This is a genomic window from Dyella sp. A6 (genome assembly GCF_036320485.1).
Classification (GTDB): domain Bacteria; phylum Pseudomonadota; class Gammaproteobacteria; order Xanthomonadales; family Rhodanobacteraceae; genus Rhodanobacter_A; species Rhodanobacter_A aluminiiresistens.
In genome coordinates this window covers 2694792-2713326 of sequence record NZ_CP132911.1, presented here as the reverse complement: position 1 = coordinate 2713326, position 18535 = coordinate 2694792, and the positions used below count along the sequence as shown (strand labels likewise).

General features: G+C 66.8%; 16 protein-coding genes. 10 read left to right on the top strand and 6 right to left on the bottom strand.

The genetic code is table 11. From position 1 onward, the window contains the following. Positions 1-28 precede the first annotated feature (28 nt). From RA164_RS12250 to RA164_RS12230, 5 genes are all read left to right on the top strand, one after another. Positions 29-1369: a sigma-54-dependent transcriptional regulator gene (locus tag RA164_RS12250; protein ID WP_329741130.1), complete on the top strand. Its 1341-nt coding sequence runs from the start codon at positions 29-31 to the stop codon at positions 1367-1369. Positions 1370-1537: 168 nt separating this feature from the next. Further along, the gene (locus tag RA164_RS12245; RefSeq protein WP_329741129.1) at positions 1538-2923 is read left to right on the top strand and encodes a sensor histidine kinase; all 1386 of its coding nucleotides are present in this window, start codon (positions 1538-1540) and stop codon (positions 2921-2923) included. 87 nt (positions 2924-3010) lie between these two features. Continuing rightward, a complete protein-coding gene (locus RA164_RS12240) occupies positions 3011-3979 on the top strand; it encodes an SPFH domain-containing protein (RefSeq protein ID WP_329741128.1) in 969 nt (322 codons plus the stop codon). Positions 3980-4041: 62 nt separating this feature from the next. Next, positions 4042-4476 carry an NfeD family protein gene (locus RA164_RS12235; protein ID WP_329741127.1) on the top strand — a complete coding sequence of 145 codons (435 nt, stop codon included), beginning with the start codon at positions 4042-4044 and terminating at the stop codon, positions 4474-4476. A gap of 126 nt (positions 4477-4602) precedes the next feature. Next, positions 4603-5877, top strand: coding sequence for a threonine/serine exporter family protein (locus RA164_RS12230; RefSeq protein WP_329741126.1), 1275 nt, complete (start codon positions 4603-4605; stop codon positions 5875-5877). 95 nt (positions 5878-5972) lie between these two features. Here RA164_RS12230 and RA164_RS12225 read toward each other — a convergent pair whose 3' ends face one another. From RA164_RS12225 to RA164_RS12215, 3 genes are all read right to left on the bottom strand, one after another. Next, on the bottom strand, positions 5973-6293 hold the full coding sequence (locus tag RA164_RS12225; protein ID WP_329741125.1) for an H-NS histone family protein: 321 nt from the start codon (positions 6291-6293) through the stop codon (positions 5973-5975). Between the two features lie 263 nt (positions 6294-6556). Continuing rightward, positions 6557-8254 (bottom strand): proline--tRNA ligase, encoded by a 1698-nt coding sequence (locus RA164_RS12220; protein ID WP_329741124.1) that lies wholly within the window; start codon positions 8252-8254, stop codon positions 6557-6559. An 88-nt stretch (positions 8255-8342) separates the two neighbouring features. Further along, positions 8343-8768 (bottom strand): DUF4124 domain-containing protein, encoded by a 426-nt coding sequence (locus tag RA164_RS12215; RefSeq protein WP_329741123.1) that lies wholly within the window; start codon positions 8766-8768, stop codon positions 8343-8345. Between the two features lie 179 nt (positions 8769-8947). Here RA164_RS12215 and pssA point away from each other — a divergent pair, with 179 nt between their 5' ends. The 3 genes from pssA to rimI are packed head-to-tail and all read left to right on the top strand — an operon-like array spanning position 8948 to position 10680. Then, positions 8948-9721 carry a CDP-diacylglycerol--serine O-phosphatidyltransferase gene (gene pssA / locus RA164_RS12210; protein WP_329741122.1) on the top strand — a complete coding sequence of 258 codons (774 nt, stop codon included), beginning with the start codon at positions 8948-8950 and terminating at the stop codon, positions 9719-9721. Next, complete coding sequence (locus tag RA164_RS12205; protein WP_329741121.1) at positions 9718-10200, top strand: hypothetical protein; 483 nt, start codon at positions 9718-9720, stop codon at positions 10198-10200. Before pssA ends, RA164_RS12205 begins: the two co-directional genes overlap by 4 nt. 3 nt (positions 10201-10203) lie before the next feature. Continuing rightward, complete coding sequence (gene rimI, locus RA164_RS12200) at positions 10204-10680, top strand: ribosomal protein S18-alanine N-acetyltransferase (protein WP_329741120.1); 477 nt, start codon at positions 10204-10206, stop codon at positions 10678-10680. A 48-nt stretch (positions 10681-10728) separates the two neighbouring features. On the opposite strand, the gene RA164_RS12195 is transcribed toward rimI, so the two are convergent. Next, the gene (locus RA164_RS12195) at positions 10729-13611 is read right to left on the bottom strand and encodes a valine--tRNA ligase (RefSeq protein WP_329741119.1); all 2883 of its coding nucleotides are present in this window, start codon (positions 13609-13611) and stop codon (positions 10729-10731) included. Between the two features lie 182 nt (positions 13612-13793). Here RA164_RS12195 and tsaB point away from each other — a divergent pair, with 182 nt between their 5' ends. Further along, on the top strand, positions 13794-14486 hold the full coding sequence (gene tsaB, locus RA164_RS12190; RefSeq protein WP_329741118.1) for a tRNA (adenosine(37)-N6)-threonylcarbamoyltransferase complex dimerization subunit type 1 TsaB: 693 nt from the start codon (positions 13794-13796) through the stop codon (positions 14484-14486). 98 nt (positions 14487-14584) lie between these two features. On the opposite strand, the gene RA164_RS12185 is transcribed toward tsaB, so the two are convergent. After that, on the bottom strand, positions 14585-15514 hold the full coding sequence (locus tag RA164_RS12185) for a YeiH family protein (protein ID WP_412731106.1): 930 nt from the start codon (positions 15512-15514) through the stop codon (positions 14585-14587). 206 nt (positions 15515-15720) lie between these two features. Here RA164_RS12185 and RA164_RS12180 point away from each other — a divergent pair, with 206 nt between their 5' ends. Then, the gene (locus RA164_RS12180) at positions 15721-16641 is read left to right on the top strand and encodes a LysR substrate-binding domain-containing protein (RefSeq protein ID WP_329741116.1); all 921 of its coding nucleotides are present in this window, start codon (positions 15721-15723) and stop codon (positions 16639-16641) included. 79 nt (positions 16642-16720) lie between these two features. Here the strand turns inward: RA164_RS12180 and ptsP are convergent, their stop codons facing one another. Then, positions 16721-18475, bottom strand: coding sequence for a phosphoenolpyruvate--protein phosphotransferase (gene ptsP, locus RA164_RS12175; protein WP_329741115.1), 1755 nt, complete (start codon positions 18473-18475; stop codon positions 16721-16723). Positions 18476-18535 lie beyond the last annotated feature (60 nt).

Sequence of the window (18535 nt, the reverse complement as noted above, 5' to 3'; positions counted from 1 at the left end):
CATCCATTGCGGCATGTGCAGACGACGAATGCGTAGCGTACTGATCATTGATGACAACCCGGCTGTCGGCGAAGCGCTGTCGCTGCTGCTGTCGCTTCACGACATCCGACCGCTGACGGCGCTCAACCAGCAGGAAGGGCTGGCCGCACTGGCGCGCGAACGCGTGGACGTAGTGATCCAGGACATGAACTTCAGTGCCGACACCACCTCGGGCGAAGAGGGTGTGGCGCTGTTCCGTGCGATCCGCGAGCAGTATCCGGACTTGCCGGTGATCCTGCTGACCGCCTGGACCCATCTGGAGACCGCGGTGGAACTGGTCAAGGCCGGCGCCGCCGATTACCTGGCCAAACCGTGGGACGACAGCAAGTTGCTGGCCACGGTGGAAAACCTGCTGGAGCTGTCGGAGTCGACCCGCGAGGTCAGTCGCGCGCGACGCGAGCGGCGCCGTCGCCGCGATGCGCTGGAACAGCAGTACGACCTGGACGGGCTGGTGTTCGCTTCCGACGCGATGGCCCGCACGCTGGAACTGGCCTGCCAGGTGGCACGCTCGGATGTGCCGGTGCTGGTGACCGGCCCCAACGGCGCGGGCAAGGAACGCATCGCGGCGATCGTGCACGCCAACTCGGCGGTGAAGCGGGGCGCGTTCGTCGCGGTGAACTGCGGGGCGCTGCCGGGCGAGCTGATCGAGGCCGAGCTGTTCGGTGCCGAGGCGGGTGCCTATACCGGCGCGAACAAGGCCCGCGAAGGGCGCTTCGAGCTGGCCGACGGCGGCACGCTGTTCCTCGACGAGATCGGCAACCTGCCGTTGCCCGGGCAGATGAAGCTGCTGCGCGTGCTGGAGACAGGCCAGTTCGAGCGGCTCGGGTCTGGTCGCACGCGCAAGGTGAAGGTGCGTGTGCTCAGCGCCACCAATGCCGACCTCAAGGCGATGATCCAGGCCGGCACCTTCCGCGAGGACCTGTACTACCGGCTCAACGTGATCGAAGTGAACTTGCCGCCGCTGGCCGAGCGGGTCGACGACATCCTGCCGCTGGCCGAACATTTCCTCGACGGGCGCGGCGAGCTCAGCGACGCGGCACGCGAGGCGCTGGTCAACTACCCGTGGCCGGGCAACGTGCGCGAGCTGAAGAACGCGATCGAGCGGGCGGCCCTGCTTTCGCCCGACGGTGTGGTGACCCCGGAGCGGCTCAACCTGCCGCAGCACGTGGTCGCTGCCGCGCGCAACCTGGACGAGCCCAGCCGCGAGGCGGTCGAGTCCGCGCTGGACAAGGCCGGTGGCGTGATCAGCCGTGCCGCGCAGTCGCTGGGGTTGTCGCGCCAGGCGCTGTACCGGCGGATGGAACGCTACGGGCTGCACGCGCAGGCATGATCCGGGCTTTCGGCAGTGGCTGTCGGAACCCGGCTGGTGTAGATAGAAACGTGTCGCTGTTGCCTGGAGTGCCCATGCGGATGTATCGGACAAGTGGCCTCGCGCCGATGGATTGTGCATGTCGCTGAGCGGCCCGGTGCCGCATTCCGCCTGCTGGAGGGCGTCGGCATGCGTCGTCTGAATTCGCTGGAAGGGCGGTTGACCGGCCTGCTGGCGCTGGCCGGTCTCAGCGGTGCCATGCTCTACGCGGGTATCACCCAGTGGCCGTTGCCGCAGATCATCGCGTGGGCGCACACTGACCTGAAGATGGAACTGCGTGGTCCGGCCACGTTCGGTGTCTATGGTGTGCTGGCGGTGTGCCTGTTGCTGCTGTTGCCGCTGGCGTGGTGGCTGGCGCACGGCGTGATGGGGCCGCTGAAGCGCCTGCTGCGCGCCCTGGAAGGTGCGGTGGCCAGCTATCGCGATGGCGACTTCAGTTTCTCGATCGCCGTGCGCCGTCGCGACGAGCTGGGCGAACTGATCCGCATGCACAACGAGCTGGGGCAGACCCTGCGCGAGCAGCGCCAGCACCTGGCGCAGCGCGAACTGCTGCTGGACACGGTGGTGCAGAACACGCCGGTCGCGCTGGTGCTCACCGATGCGGGCGATCGCGTGGCCTACGCCAATATCGCCGCACGCCACCTGTTCAACGAGGGCCGCAGCCTCAACGGACTGTCGTTCGCCCAGCTGCTGGGCGACACCCCGGAAGCCCTGCGCGTGGCGGTGGAAAGCCAGGAAGATGCGCTGTTCACCGTGGAGATGGAGGGCAGCGAGGAAACCTTCCATCTGTCGCAACGGGCGTTCCGGCTGCAGGGCCGGCCGCACCGGCTGAGGCTGTTCCGGCGCATGACGCGCGAGCTGTCGCGGCAGGAAGTGGCGGCGTGGAAGCGCGTGATCCGTGTGGTCAGCCACGAGCTGAACAATTCGCTGGCGCCGATCTCGTCGCTGGCACACTCCGGCGCGGAGCTGGCGCGGCGCGGCAACCTGGAGCGCCTGCCCGGCGTGTTCGCCACCATCGGCGAGCGTGCGCGGCATCTGCACGGTTTCATCGACGGCTACGCCCGCTTCGCCAAGCTGCCGACGCCGCGGCATGTGGCGGTGGCGTGGCCGGGCTTCCTTGATGCACTGGCCCTGCATTGCCAGTTCCGGCTGGAAGGCGCCTTGCCCGAACAGCCGGGCTGGTTCGACCCGGCACAGGTCGAGCAGGTGCTGATCAACCTGGTCAAGAACGCCCACGAAGCGGCGACCGAGGGCGGCACGGACGACGTGACGCTGGCGATCGCGATCGTCGCTCGCGATGTGCGCATCGAGGTAGCCGACCGCGGTCCCGGCATGAGCCAGACAGTACTGGCCCAGGCCTTGTTGCCGTTCTACTCCACCAAGCGCTCCGGCACCGGGCTGGGGCTGGCGCTGGCGCGCGAGATCGCCGAAGCGCATGGTGGACGGATCGCCCTGGCGAACCGTGCCGAAGGCGGCCTGCGGGTCACCCTGCTGCTGCCGCTACAGCCGGCCTGAGCCAGGGCTGCTGTTACGTAATCACGTAACAGGCGCGGACCGGCAGCTCGCCTATACTGCAGACTCTCAATCGGAAGGAGTCGGTTCATGGGCAGCGGCATCATCGCGTTGGTGTTGGTCGTGCTTGTGGTGGTCGTGCTGGTGAAGCTGGTGCGCATCGTGCCGCAGGGCTACGAATGGACGGTGGAGACGTTCGGGCGCTACACCTGCACGTTGACCCCCGGGCTGCATTTCCTGATTCCGGTCTACCAGGCGGTCGGCCGCAAGATGAACATGATGGAGCAGGTGCTGGACGTGCCGTCGCAGGATGTCATCACCAAGGACAACGCGGTGGTGCGCGTGGATGGCGTGGTGTTCTATCAGGTGCTGGACGCGGCCAAGGCGGCCTATGAAGTGGCCAACCTGGAACAGGCTGCACTGGCCCTGGTGATGACCAACATCCGTACGGTGCTGGGCTCGATGGACCTGGACGAGTCGCTGAGCCAGCGCGACGCGATCAATGCCCAGTTGCTGCGCGTGGTCGACGAAGCCACCCACCCATGGGGCGTCAAGGTCAACCGCATCGAGATCAAGGACATCGCGCCGCCGCGCGACCTGGTCGATGCGATGGCGCGGCAGATGAAGGCCGAGCGCGAGAAACGGGCGAATATCCTGGAGGCCGAGGGCATGCGCCAGTCGGCGATCCTGCGGGCCGATGGCGAGAAACAGTCGGCGATCCTGGCTGCCGAGGGCAAGCGCGAGGCGGCCTTCCGTGCCGCCGAGGCGCGCGAGCGTTCGGCCGAAGCGGAGGCGAAGGCCACCACGATGGTCTCCGAGGCGATTGCCGGCGGCAACGTCAACGCACTCAACTACTTCGTGGCCAACAACTACGTCGAGGCACTCAAGGTGCTGGCACAGTCGCCCAACCAGAAGATGCTGCTGCTGCCGGTGGAGGCCACCGGTGTGCTGGGCTCGCTGGCGGGCATTGCCGAGCTGGCCAAGGAAGCGGTGAGCCAGCAGGCCACTTCCTCCGGCAGCACGCCGCCCCGGCCGCGCAACCCGCCGTCGATTGGCTGAGTCCCGTCGCTCGATGTGCAGTCGGGCGGTTATCCGATGAAGTCTTCATGCCGGAGAACCTGATGAGCCATGACCTGTGGTGGGTCCTTGCGCTGGTGCTGATCGTCGTCGAAGTGGTTGCGCCGGGGTATTTCATGTTGTGGATCGGCATCGCGGCGGCGGCGATGGGCGTGCTGCTGTGGATCGTTCCGGGCATGTCGCTGCTGCTGCAGGCGGTGATGTTCGCGCTGCTCGCCTTTGCGTCCTGCGCGGTCTACGCCATCTGGCTACGGCCACGCCTGCGCGCCCGCGAGCCGTCGGCCGAGCGCCTGAACCGGCGGGCTGAGCAGATGATCGGTCAGCGCTATGTGCTGGCGGAAGCTATCGTCAACGGTCGCGGCAAGGCCCGCGTGGGCGATGGCCAGTGGCTGGTCAGCGGCCCGGACCTGCCGGTGGGCAGTGCGGTCGAGGTGACTGCTGTCGACGGCACCACGCTGGTGGTGCGCGCCGCAGACTGAGCCGCCGACGGGCATCGTCGGGACGATAGGCATGGACGTCCAAATCGGCTTTACTAGCCGCATGTCGCCCTGCCTCCTTCCTTTCGTGAACAGCCGTGTTCCGCATCGCCTCCGTGGTGGCCGGTCATGAGCAACGTCGCCCCCTTGCTGCAGCCGACCATGGCGGCGCTGAACACGCGCATCGCCTTCTTGGTCGAGCTGGCGCGCCGGCTGCACAAGTACGGCACATCGGCACCGCGCCTGGAAATCGCCGTGTCGGGCGTGGCCCAGCGGCTGGGCCTGAATGCCGAAGTGTGGTCCAGCCCCACGGCGATCATCATTTCCTTTGCCGACCTGGCGCAGGGCGAGGAGGGGCTGGCGCAGGTGACCCAGGTGGTACGGCTGTCGCCCGGCGACGTGAACCTCAAGAAGCTGTGCCGTGCCGACGACATCGCCGACCTGGTGATCGAAGGCAAGCTGGACCTGCGCGAGGGCTTCCGCCAGTTGCGGGCGCTGGATCTGCCCGACTCGCGCCGCGAGCAGGCCAAGATCATCGCCAGCTATGGCCTGTCCGCGGCCAGCGTGGCGGCGCTGTTCCTGCACAGCTCGTGGCTCGATGTGCTGGTGGCCTGTGTGATCGGAGTGCTGATCGGCTGGATCACCATGCTATCGGCGACCCGGCCGCGTCTATCGGTGGCCAGCGACGCCATCTGCGCGCTGGTGGCCACCTCGGTGACGATCGCGTTCAGTGCACTGGTGGAGCCGTTGGCGATCAAGTCGGTGGTGCTTTCCAGCCTGATCGTGCTGGTCCCCGGCATGTCGCTGACCACGGCCGTGCGCGAAATCTCCAGCCAGCACCTGGTCTCCGGCATGGCGCGCATGGGTGGTGCCATGGCCACCCTGCTCAAGCTGGCCTTCGGCACACTGGCGGGGTCCGAGTTGTGTGCAGCGTTCGGCATCAATGCACGCGACTTCGTGCTGCCGCCCCTGCCGGGCTGGATGGATTACCCGGCGCTGCTGGTGGCCGCCGTCGCCTTCGCGATGCTGTTCCGTGCCGCGCGCCGCGACTGGCCGGTGGTGATCATGGCGGTGGTGGTTGGTTATCTGGCGACCCGCTGGGGCGGCGAGATATCCGGCCGCTTGCCGGCCGCGCCATTCGGTGTGTTCGTCGGCGGACTGGTGCTCAGTGCGTTGGCGAATGCCTATGCGCGCTATGCGCATCGCCCGGGTGCGGTGGTGCGTGAGCCGGGCATCCTGTTGCTGGTGCCGGGCAGCGTGGGTTTCCGCAGTGTTTCCTATCTGCTGGAGCGCAGTACCGAACTGGGCATGGATACCGGCGTATTGCTGGTGACCCTGCTTATCGCGCTGGTGGCCGGACTGATGTTCGGCGAACTGCTGGTAGCGCCGCGGCGATCGCTGTGAGTCGTCTGGCCGCCGTCCGGCGGCCAGACATTTGATGCAGCCAGACATGAAGACGCCGGCTGCAAGCCGGCGTCGGGTCTGCCTGACGGTGGCGATCAGATCGCCAGGTCTTTTTCCTTCTTGCCGGCCTTCAGGGCGTCGTTGAACCAGCGCGGACGCTTGCCACGGCCGGACCAGGTCTGCTCCGGATTGGCCGGATTGCGATACTTCGGGGCCACCGTGCCGGTGCTGCGACGCTTGGCGCGGGCGCCGCCGAAAATATCCTCGAAGGTATAGCCTTCGGCCTTGATCAGCGCGTGGACTTTCTCGCGCAGCTTGGCGACCTTTTCCTTGCGCAGCTCGCCCTGGCGCACCTGCGCCTTGTTGATCAGCTCGTTGAGCTGGTTATGGTTGAGGTTCTTAATATCGATGGCCATGAAATGACTCCAGTAGATGGGGTGAAACCGGACAGCATGTTTTTTGATTAATGGGCCGTCCTTGGGTGGGGCTGATTCTCTCCGAAGACGCGTTGAATTGCAAAGCCATAATCAGAAACTGCAATGGTCTAATGGTTAATTAAACGGATCCATGGATGAAATTCGCGTCTGCGATGGGCCGATTTCGCTACATCGCATGTACTTCGGATAAATAAAAAAAGCGACCGCCATGGCGGTCGCTTTCATGTGGTCCGGAAGATGGTTTAGCCGAGCAGCTCGAATAACCGGTCCCGGGTAATCGCCTGGCTTTCTTCGGCGTCGCGTGCGCGGTATTCCAGCGTGCCGGCGGCAAGACCGCGCTCGCTGACCACCACGCGGTGCGGAATGCCGATAAGTTCGATGTCGGCAAACATCGCACCCGGGCGCAGACCGCGGTCGTCGAGCACGGTTTCCACGCCATGCGCAGCGAGTTCGCGATAAAGCGATTCGGCGGCTGCGGTAACGGCTTCATCGCGCTTGGGATTGATCACGCAGACGGCCACGCGCCAGGGCGCCATGGCTTCCGGCCAGCGGATGCCCGCGTCGTCATGACGCTGCTCGATGGCGGCGGCGACGATGCGGCTGATGCCGATGCCGTAGCAGCCCATCGACATCACCTGTGCCTTGCCCTGGTCGTCGAGCACGGTGGCGTCCAGTGCCTCGGCATACTTGCGGCCGAGCTGGAAGACATGACCCACTTCGATGCCGCGTGCGAGGTGCAGCGTGCCCTTGCCGTCGGGGGAGGGGTCGCCATCGACGACCTGACGGATGTCCTCGATGCGCGTGATGCGCGCGTCGCGTTCCCAGTTGGCGCCGACGTAGTGGGTACCGTCCTGATTGCCACCGCAGACGAAGTCGGCCAGCACGGCGGCGCTGCGGTCGACGATGACCGGAATGGATGCGGGCAGGCCAACCGGGCCGATCGAGCCGGGCCGCGCGCCGACCGCGGCCAGGATCTCCTGTTCGCTGGCGAGCACGGATTCCTCGGGCAGTTCGGGCAGCTTGCCGGCCTTGATCTCGTTGACCTCGTGATCGCCGCGCAGGCACAGCGCGACCAGGCCGTCGCGGCCCTTGACTAGCAGTGTTTTCACGCATTGCGCAGGGGCGACTTTCAGGAACGCGCTGACCTCGTCGATGGTTTTCTGCGAAGGCGTTTCCACGCGCGCCAGTTCGGCGTTTGCTGCCGGGCGTTCGCCGGCCGGTGCCAGCGCTTCGGCCTTTTCGATATTCGCGGCGTAATCGGAACCGTCGGAAAATGCGATGGCGTCTTCGCCGGATTCGGCCAATACCTGGAATTCATGGCTGGCATTGCCGCCAATGGCGCCGGTATCCGCCTGCACCGCGCGGAATGTCAGGCCGAGTCGCGTGAATATGCGCGAATAGGCGTCGTACATGGCCTGATAGGTTTCGCCTAGCGATTCCTGGGTGAGATGGAAGGAATAGGCGTCCTTCATCAGGAATTCGCGCGCGCGCATCACCCCGAAACGGGGGCGGATCTCGTCGCGGAACTTGGTCTGGATCTGATAGAAATTGACCGGCAGCTGCTTGTAGCTGTTGAGCTCGTTGCGGGCGAAATCGGTGACCACTTCCTCGGCGGTGGGGCCGTAGCAGAAACCCTGTTCCTTGCGATCCTTGATTTTCAGCAGCTGACCGCCGAACTTCTGCCAGCGACCGGTTTCCTCCCACAACTCCTGCGGCTGGATCGTGGGCATCAGCATTTCGATGGCGCCGGCGCGGTTCATTTCCTCGCGCACGACATGTTCCACTTTGCGCAATACGCGAAGACCCAGCGGGCTCCAGGTATAAACGCCAGCTGCCAGCTTGCGGATCATGCCGGTACGCAACATCAGCCGATGGCTGGCGAGTTCGGCGTCGGCAGGGACTTCCTTGACGGTGGCCAGGTGGAATTGGCTGAGGCGCATGGGGCGTGATCCGGGAGGTTAAAGACACCGATTATAGCGGCGCCATACCCGGATCACGCGGCGCGGAATCACCGTGCGGCCGGACCGGTCAATTCGAGCAGTAGCGCTGGTATTGCGCGTTGGCGTCGTCGAGCTGCTGCTTGCGCTGTTCGGCGTTGATCAGCTGGCGTTTGCCGCCGGTATTCATCACCACCGGGCGGGTGCTCTTCAACAGATTCAGGTTGTTCCGGAGCGAGTTGCACAGTTTGGCGCGGTTGGCCGGCGTGTCAGCCACCGGAAGATTTCCGGACGGCGGCGGACTCTGGTCCGACGGGCCTTCGGTTTCCGAAGATACATTCGACGCAGCCATCGGGGCGCCGGAGTCCTCGATGTTGACCCGGCTGTACTTGGTGCCGGTCGGCGGAGGCGTCTGCGAATAGTGTACCGTGCCATGGGCATCGGTCCATTTGTACACCTGAGCGCAGGCCAGGGGCGCGATCAGCAGCAAGGCAATGGCGAGGGACAGGCGGCGCATGGCGTTCTCCATCGAAATTCGGTGTGGTCCTGCGGGTTGCTGTACGACGTGACGACCATCCGGTACATGCCGGCATGGCGGAACAGGTTTACCCGCACTCCATCTAGTTAACAACCCGTGAGCCCGGGACTCAAGCGGCGAATGGTTTACACTGCGCGCATTCCGTCACGGATTGGTCCATGAGCGACAGTACGCCTGTACGGCGGCCGCGGCACCGCGGCATCTATCTGCTGCCGAATTTGTTCACCACCGGTGCGATGTTCGCCGGTTTCTATGCGATCGTGGCCAGTATCGGCGGGCGCTTCACCGACGCGGCCATCGCCGTGTTCGTGGCGGCGCTGCTGGACGGCATGGACGGTCGGGTGGCCCGGCTTACCGGCACGCAGAGCGAGTTCGGCGTGCAGTACGACTCCTTGTCCGACCTGGTCAGTTTCGGTCTGGCACCGGCCCTGGTGATGTACAACTGGTCGCTGGCCGGGCTGCGCGAATACGGTCCGCTGTGGGGCAAGATCGGTTGGTCCGCGGCGTTCCTGTATGCCGCGTGCGGCGCCTTGCGGCTGGCGCGCTTCAATACCCAGGTGGGGGTGATCGACAAGCGCTATTTCCAGGGCCTGGCCAGTCCGGCGGCGGCGGCGGTGTGCATGTCCTTCGTATGGTGCATGCAGGTCGTCGGCATCAGCGGCAACGACCTGTGCTTCGTGATGCCCTTCATGGCCAGTGCGGTCGGTCTGCTGATGGTCAGCCGGGTCCGCTACTACAGCTTCAAGTCGCTGCCGATGGGCGACCACGTGCCGTTCGCGTGGATCGTCACCGCGATGCTGTTGCTGGTGCTGCTGTTCCTGGACCCGCCGTGGGTGCTGTTCGTGGTGTTCTCGATCTATCTGCTGTCCGGTCCGGCGCTGACCCTGTGGGGTGTGGCAAGCCGCCGGCGCCTGCAGCGGAGCGGGGCGTGAGCACGGCGATGGCCGCCGCGACGACGCACCGTGCGCGTCTGCTGCGCGCCATGGACATCACACCATGGCAACTGCGCCAGCCCGCGATGCCGGCTGCCGGGCAGGGCGAGGCCGTTGTTGCATCCGCCGATGCGTTGGCCCATGCCGAGTGCGTGGTACTGCTGCCGGCTGGTTGCGCCGCGCGGGAACTGGACCTGCTGGGCCGTGCGTTCCGCGCACTCGGCCCGGTCCTGGCGCGGGCCGCACGCATCGAGATCGGTACGGCGCCAGTGCGGATTCCGCATGCCCGCGCCTACCTGGCGCTGGGTGAGGCACAGGCGCATGCGCTGGGCCGCGACCTGCCGGCCGAGACCATGCACCGTGCCCACATCGTGCTGGCGGATACGCCGGCCAGCGTGCTGGCGGGGGCGGACGGCAAGCGCCGCCTGTGGAGCGCGCTGCGCAGCCTGCGTCGTGCGCTGGCCGTTTCCGGGGGCTGATCCATGGTCGCGGTAGCACGTCCATCGACGGAGATGCGGCTGATGCGCGGCGAGGATCTACCGGCGGTCCACGCACTGGAAACCGCGTCCTACGAATTTCCATGGACAGCCGGCATCTTCGCCGACTGCCTGCGCGCCGGCCATCCATGTTGGGTGCTGTGTGTCGACGGTGCGGTCGCCGGCTATGGCGTGTTGTCGATTGGTGCCGGCGAGGCGCACCTGCTGAACCTGTGCATCGGGCCGGACTGGCGCGGTCGCGGCCTGGGCCGGCACTTGCTGCGCCGCCTGCTGGACATTGCCCGCTGGAACGGTGCGCAGCAGGTGTTTCTGGAAGTGCGTCCGTCCAACCCGGTGGCGCACGACCTTTACGTGTCGGCCGGCTTCCACGAGATCGGCCGACGCCCGCGTTATTACCCGGCGAAGGACGGCCGCGAGGACGCGATCGTGATGACGCTGGAGCTGGTCAAGCCGAGCGTGTAGCAAAGCCCGCGAGAGCAGGGTTGCGTCCGGCGGACGCAACCCCTGGCCTTACCTGCCCAGCTTGGCGGCCTGCTCGCGCAGTGCGGCCAACTGGGTGGTCCAGTCGGTGATGCGCTGACGCTCCTGTGCCACCACCTCGGCCGGTGCATTGGCGACGAAGTTCGCATTGCCCAGCTTGCCCTCGCACTTCCGGATCTCGCTTTCGATGCGGGCCACTTCCTTGGCCAGGCGGGCCTTCTCGGCATCCAGGTCGATCAGTCCGGCCAGCGGAATAAGCACGCGCAGCGAGCCGACCACCGCGGCGGCCGTGGCCGGTTCGTCGGTGCCTGGTTCGATCCACTGCGGTGCGTCCACGCGCGCCAGGAAGGCGATCTGCGCGGCGAACTTGGCCGCGCGCTCGCGATCCGTGGCGTCGCCGTCGCCGAACAGCAGCGGGATGGTCTTGCCTGGCGGAATGTTCATCTCGGCGCGGATCTTCCGGATGCCGGACAGCACCGCCTTGAACCATTCGATCTCGGCCGTGGCGATCTCGTCGGCCGCAAAGTCGGCAGCCTGCGGGTAGCGGCAGTCGATCAGCAGCTCGCCTGCGTGTTTCGCTGCGGATGCGGGCTGTGCGCCGATGCGCGGCGAGGAACGCAGCGGCAGTTCCTGCCAGATTTCCTCGGTGATGAACGGGATGATCGGATGCAGCGCGCGCAGCACCGCTTCCAGCACCACCAGCAGGGTGTGGCGGGTGGATGCCGCGGCGGTGGCGTCGTCGCCGTTGAGCGCAGGCTTGGACAGTTCCAGGAACCAGTCGCAGTACTCGTTCCAGACGAACTCGTAGATCGACTGCGCCAGGTGGTCGAAGCGGTAGCTGACGAAGTGCTGTTCGACCTCGCCCAGGGTCTGCCTGAGCCGGGTGAGGATCCAGCGCTCGGCCTCGGTCGCCGGCGCGCCGGCCGGGGCTGCGATGTCGCCCTCCGGCATGTTCATCAGCACGAAGCGGGCGGCGTTCCACAGCTTGTTGCAGAACGCCTTGTAGCCCTCGGCGCGCTTGATGTCGAAATTGATCGTGCGGCTGTAGCTGGCCAGTGCCGCGAAGGTGAAGCGCAGTGCGTCGGTGCCGATCGGCTTGATGCCGTCTGGGTATTCCTTGCAGATGCGCTTCTCCACTTTCTCGCGCACCTGCGGAATCAGCAGCGAGCGGGTGGACTTGGCCACCAGCGGCTCCAGCTCGATGCCGTCGATCAGGTCCAGCGGGTCCAGCGTATTGCCCTTGGACTTGGACATCTTCTGGCCTTCGGCATCACGCACGATGGCGTTGATGTAGACCTCGCGGAACGGCACCTTGCCGGTGAAGTACTTGGTCGCCATCACCATCCGGGCGACCCAGAAGAAGATGATGTCGAAACCGGTGACCAGCACGGCACTGGGCAGGTAGATGCGATCGTGCGTCCAGTCGGCAACCACGTTGCCGCTGGCGTCCGTCACCGGGCCGTCTAGCGGCCAGCCCAGCGTCGAGAACGGCCACAGCGCGGAACTGAACCAGGTGTCGAGCACGTCGTCGTCCTGGCGCAGTGCGCCCACCGGCGGAGTGGTCGCATGCGCCCGCGCATCGGCTTCGTCCTCGCCCACGAAGATGTTGCCGGCCTCGTCGTACCAGGCGGGGATGCGATGCCCCCACCACAGCTGGCGGCTGATGCACCAGTCCTGGATGTTGTCCAGCCACTGGGTGTAGGTGGTGCTCCAGTTTTCCGGCACGAACTTGATTTCGCCCGAGCGCACGGCGTTCAGCGCCGGCGCGGTGATCGCGCTGCGGCCGCCGGGACGGCCGTCGTCCAGGGTGTCGCGGGTGAGATCGACGAACCACTGGTCGGTGAGCATCGGTTCGATCACCGCACCCGAACGCTGGCTCAGCGGCACCTTGAGCTTGTGCGGCTTGGTCTCGACCAGCAGGCCCTGGGCCTCGAGGTCGGCCAGCACGGCCTTGCGTGCGTCGTAGCGGTCCATGCCGCGGTAGCTTGCCGGCGCGTTGTCGCTGACCTTGGCGTCCAGCGTGAAGATGGTGATCGGCGCCAGTTTGTGGCGCTGGCCGATGGCGTAGTCGTTGAAGTCGTGCGCCGGGGTGATCTTCACGCAGCCGGTGCCGAATTCGCGCTCGACGTAGTCGTCGGCGATCACCGGAATCTGCCGGCCGGTCAGCGGCAGCGTGAGGGTCTTGCCGACCAGGTGGGCGTAGCGCTCGTCTTCCGGATGCACCGCCACGGCGACGTCGCCCAGCATGGTCTCGGGCCGGGTGGTGGCGACCACGATGCTCTCGTCGTTGCCGGTGCCGGTCGCATCAGTAACGGGATAGCGGATCGACCACAGGTGGCCGTCGCGTTCCTCGTTGTCGACTTCCAGGTCGGACACGGCGGTGCCCAGCGCCGGGTCCCAGTTCACCAGCCGGTTGCCGCGGTAGATCAGGCCGGCGCGGTACCACTCCACGAAAACCTTGCGCACCGCGGCGGAAAGGCCTTCGTCCATGGTGAAGCGCTCGCGCGACCAGTCGGCTGAAACGCCCAGCCGGCGCATCTGGTTGGTGATGGTGGAGCCGGACTCCTCCTTCCACTGCCACACCCGTTCCACGAACGGCTCGCGGCCGAGGTCGTGGCGCGTCTTGTTCTCGTTGGCGAGCTGGTTCTCGACGATCTTCTGGGTGGCGATGCCGGCGTGGTCGGTACCGACCTGCCACAAGGTGTCGAAGCCACGCATGCGGTGGTAGCGCACCAGCATGTCCATCACCGTCTGCTGGAAGGCGTGCCCCATGTGCAGCGTGCCGGTGACGTTGGGTGGCGGCAGCAATATGCAATAGGGCTCGCCCTGCCCGGATGGGCGGAATGCGCCGCTGTCCTGCCAGCGGGCGTACCACGTCGACTCGATCGGGCGGGGCTCGAAACTCTTTTCCATCGGGAACTCGCAATGACGCACCGGCGGGCGCCGGTGGTGTGAACGGTAAAGCGGCCATTGTACGGGCGGGCGGCAGGCCTGCCAAAGGCGGTCCGGAAGGGGAACGGCCGGCCCGGGCGCTCGTCCGGCTGCTCCGGGCCGCCGTACTGTCATGTGCAGGGCACCGATGCGAGAATGCGTGGATGAATCTGCTCGCGATCGAAACTGCTACCGAATCCTGTTCCGTCGCGCTGGTGCATGGCGACATGGTGATCGAGCGCAGCGAAATCGCCCCGCGCAAGCATGCCGAGCGCGTGTTGCCGATGGCGGACGCGCTGCTGGCCGAGGCGGGCCTGGGTCGGCATGCGCTGGACGGTATTGCCGTGGGGCGTGGCCCCGGTGCATTCACCGGGGTGCGGCTGGCGGTGTCGCTGGCGCAGGGCATGGCGCTGGCGCTGGACCTGCCGGTGGTGACGGTGTCCTCGCTGGCCGCACTGGCGCTGGAGGCGCCGGACGACGATGCGGCGATCCTGGCGGTGATCGATGCCCGGATGGGCGAAATCTATGCCGCCAGCTACCGCCGCGAGGCGGGCGTACTGGTTCCGCTCGATGCCGAGCGCGTCGGCACGGCCGACCTGCTCGAGTTGCCCGAAGCAGGCTCCTGGCACGTGGTGGGCAGCGGTTGGGCGACCTATGCACAGATCCTGCGCGGACGGCTTACCGGGGCGCTGGTCTCGGCCGAAGGCGACCGCTATCCGCAGGCACGTCATGTGGCTGAGCTGGCCGTGCGCGAATTCCAGGCCGGCCGGGCCGTGTCCCCGGAACAGGCGCTGCCGGTCTACCTGCGCGACAAGGTGGCACTGACCCTCGCCGAACAGGGCAAACCCGTCCCCTGATCCTGATGCCCCGATCCTGATTTCATTGATCCTGATTCCACTGATCCGGATGGTTCACGCCGGACCGGCCCATGCGGCAGGCCCGGCGCGTCCGGTATTTACAGCTGTCCGATCACCAGCTGCACCAGCAGGCTGCTGATCGAGACCGCCGCCCACACGCCCAGTCCCAGCAGGATCGGCCGGGGGCCGGTGGACGCCATCTTGCGCAGGTTGGCCGACAGGCCGATCGCGGTCAGCGCGACGATGATCATGAATTCCGCCGCGAAGCGGATCGCCGGCAGTGCCACCACCGGGACGTAGCCCATCGTGCGCAGCCCGGAGGCCACCAGGAACCACAGAATGAACCAGGGGAAGATGCGGCGCAGGCTGAAATTCACCGGTTCGTCGGAGTGACGTGCCGCGCGCTTGGCGCGCCAGGCGGTCGCGAAGGCCAGGATCAGGCACACCGGGATGATCAGCGTGGCGCGGGTCAGCTTGACGATGGTGGCGAAGTCGCCTGCGGCATGGCTGTAGCTGTAGCCGGCGGCCACCACCGACGAGGTGTCGTTGATCGCGGTGCCCGCCCACAGGCCGAAACCGAGGTCGGACAGGTGCATCAGGTGGCCAAGCAAGGGAAACAGCAGCACCGCGACCAGGTTGAACAGGAAGATGGTGGAGATCGCGAACGCGGTGTCGTGCTCGTCGGGCTCGATGATCGGCGTCACCGCGGCGATCGCCGAGCCACCGCAGATCGCGGTACCCACGCCGATCAGGATCTGCAGCTTGCCATGCACCTTCAGCAGACGGCCGAGCAGCAGCGCGCTGACGAAGGCCACCGTCATCGTCACCAGTGTCACCGACAGCGACTCCAGGCCGGTCTTGGCCACCTGGGTCAGGCTCAGGCCGAAGCCCAGCGCGATGATCGACCACTGCAGCACCTGCTTGCCGCCGAACTGGATGCCCGGCGTGAACTGGACGCCGGGCGAGAACAGGTTGCGCACCAGGATGCCCAGTACGATGCCGAACACCGGGCCACCGATCAGCGGCAGCCGGCGGCCAAGCCACCAGGCGACCAGGGCAATGCCGAGGGCAAGCAGCATGCCGGGCGCGCGGCTGAGCAGGGAGGGACGTGTGACGCTTGCGATGGGTGTGGCGCTCATGGAGACGGATGGGGTGGGTGAGGGAGCGGCTATTGTCCCTGCTGCTTCTTATCAGTAAAACTTGGAATATCTAATTTGTTGTATAAGATGTACTGATGATCAACATTAGTCCCCGCCAGCTCGATGTCTTCGTGCAGGTCGCCTTGCTGGGCAGTGTGCGCGCGGCGGCCGATCGGCTGCACCTCACGCAGCCGGCGGCCAGCATGGCACTGGCCGAAATGGAGCGGCAGCTGGGCATGCCGGTGTTCGCGCGCGAGCGTGGCCGCCTTCGCCTGAACGGGCGGGGGCGGGAACTGCTGCCGTTGGCGCAGGAACTGCTCGAACGCTATGCCGAGTTCGGCCGGCGGGGGCGGGGCGATGCGGAAGCACTGGTCGGCGAGCTGCGTATCGGTGCCAGCAATACCGTGGGCAACTATCTCGTGGGCGAGTTGCTCGGCGGCTTCGTGCGCAGTCATCCGCAGGTCGCGGTGCGCCTGCGGGTGGCCAATACGGACGGCATCGCGACCGCGATGCTGGACCACAGCCTGGACATCGGCTGCGTGGAAGGGCCGGTGACCCACCCGCTGCTCGAGACGCGGCCTTGGCGCGACGACGCGCTGGTCGTCTGTGCATCCCCCGATCACCCTCTGGTGCGCAAGCGCGCGCTCAAGCCCGGAGATTTCGCCGGGGCGCGCTGGGTGCTGCGGGAACACGGTTCGGCGACCCGTACCACCAGCGAGCACATGCTGACCCAGTTACCACCGGGCGAGACCGTGCTGGAACTGGACCAGATCGAAGCGATCAAGCAGGCCGTCACCGCTGGCCTCGGCATTGCCTGCCTGCCCGAAGTGGCGGTGGCCGATGCCGTGGCGACCGGCCGGTTGCGGGTATTGCGCACGCCATTCCTCGACTTGCGCCGCAAGCTTTACCTGATCCTGCACAAGGAGAAATACCGCGGTGCGGTGCTCGACGGGTTTCTGGAAAGCATCCAGGACACCCCGCATGCGGCGGGCAGCGGGGCAGTGAAGAAGCCCTAGCCGCGCACCTGTGATTCACGCAGGACGTGTCCGGGCGGCGCCGATGCGGCAATCAGGCACGAAACCGTCGGCGCTGGTTTCAGCCCGATGCGACGGGGCCGAAGCCCGGGTCCATGTGGGCCAGCAGCGTTTCGACGTCTTCGTGGGTGGCGGCGCGGGTCAGCGAGATGGCCGCCTTGCGCAGTGCCGAGCGGTCGAGTCCCGCCAGCCGGTCGCGCACCAGCAGCAACTGGCTGGGATGCATGCTGAACTCGGTCAGGCCCAGCGCAAGCAGCAGTGCGGTGAAGCGGGTGTCGCCGCCGATCTCTCCGCACAGGCTGACCGGCCGTCCGGCCCGCCGGCCGCTGGTGATGACGTAGGCGATCAGCCGCAGCAATGCCGGCTGCAGCGGGTTGTAGATGTTGTCCAGCGCGTCGTTGCCGCGATCCGCGGCGAGCACGTACTGGGCCAGGTCGTTGGTGCCGATGGCCAGGAAGTCGGCGTGGTCGAGCAGGGCGCGCACATTGAGCGCGGCCGCCGGCACCTCGATCATCGCGCCCAGCGGCAGCTTCTCGGGCAGATCCACGTGCTCGCGTTCCAGTTCCGTCCGCGCCAGCTTGAACAGGGTGCGGACCGCGATCAGTTCGTCCGGCTGGGTGACCATCGGTACCAGCACGCGCACCGGTCCGTAGCAGGCCGCGCGCAGGATCGCGCGGATCTGGGTGGTGAACACCGCCGGGTAACGCAGCGAAAGGCGCACGCCGCGGACCCCGAGCGCGGGGTTGTCCTCGCCGCGCAGGGCCAGTCCGGATGCGTCGGCCTTGTCCGCGCCCAGGTCCAGCGTGCGGATGGTCACGGGCAGGCCGCCCATGCCGATCACCAGGTCGCGGTAGGCGATGAACTGCTCGTCCTCGGAAGGCAGGCTCTTGCGACGCAGGAACAGGAATTCGGTGCGGTACAGGCCCACCCCGTCGGCTCCGCGCGCCCGCGCCAGCGCCACGTCGGTGGTGGATTCGGCATTGGCGAGCAGGTGGATGTCGCGGCCGTCGCGTGTGCGTGTCGGCGCGTTGGCCAGGGTGGCGAGCCGGCGACCTTCGGCGACGGACTCGCGCTGCCAGGCGCGGTAGCGCGCCAGATCCTGCGCGGTGGGGTGGACGATGGCCTCGCCGTGCTCGGCGTCGAGCAGCAGCAGGTCGTCGTCATGGATGCTGGACAGCGCATCGCGGGTGCCCACCAGCATCGGCAGGCCCAGGCTGCGAGCCAGGATCGCGCTGTGCGAATAGGCACTGCCGGAGCTGCCCACCACGCCGAGCAGACCGTTGCCGGCCTGGTGCGCCATGTCCGCCGGCGCGATGCTGTCGGCGATCAGGATCTCGCCCACGCGGGCAGCCAGCTTGCGTTCCTCGGCGCTGGTCTGGCGCTGCAGGGCGGAGATCACACGGGCGATGACCTGGTCGATGTCTTCCTTGCGGCTGCGCAGGTAGGGGTCGTCCATGGCCTCGAATACGGCGGCGAGCTTGTCGCGCTGCTTCTTCAGCGCGGCGCCCGGGCGGTAGTGGCCGATCTTCACCAGGTCGTCGAGACCGCGCAGCAGTTCCGGGTCGTCCAGCAGCAGGCTGTGCGCGTCGATGAATTCGTTCACTTCGCGCGCCAGCGCACCGTGCAGCTTGCCGCGCAGTTCGCGCAGCTCCAGCCGTGCGGTATCGAGGGCGCTGTGCAGGCGCTCCAGTTCGCTGCCGATTTCGTCTTCTGCCAGCGGCCGGTTGTCGACCGCGTAGCGACTGGGCTGCACCAGGCGGGCGCGGCCCAAGGCCATGCCACGCGAGGCGACGGTGCCTGCGAGTATCTGTCTCATGCGCGGCAGCCTGCGCAGGCTGCAGTTGAACGGGGACGGGCAGGGCGCGCGGCGACTGCG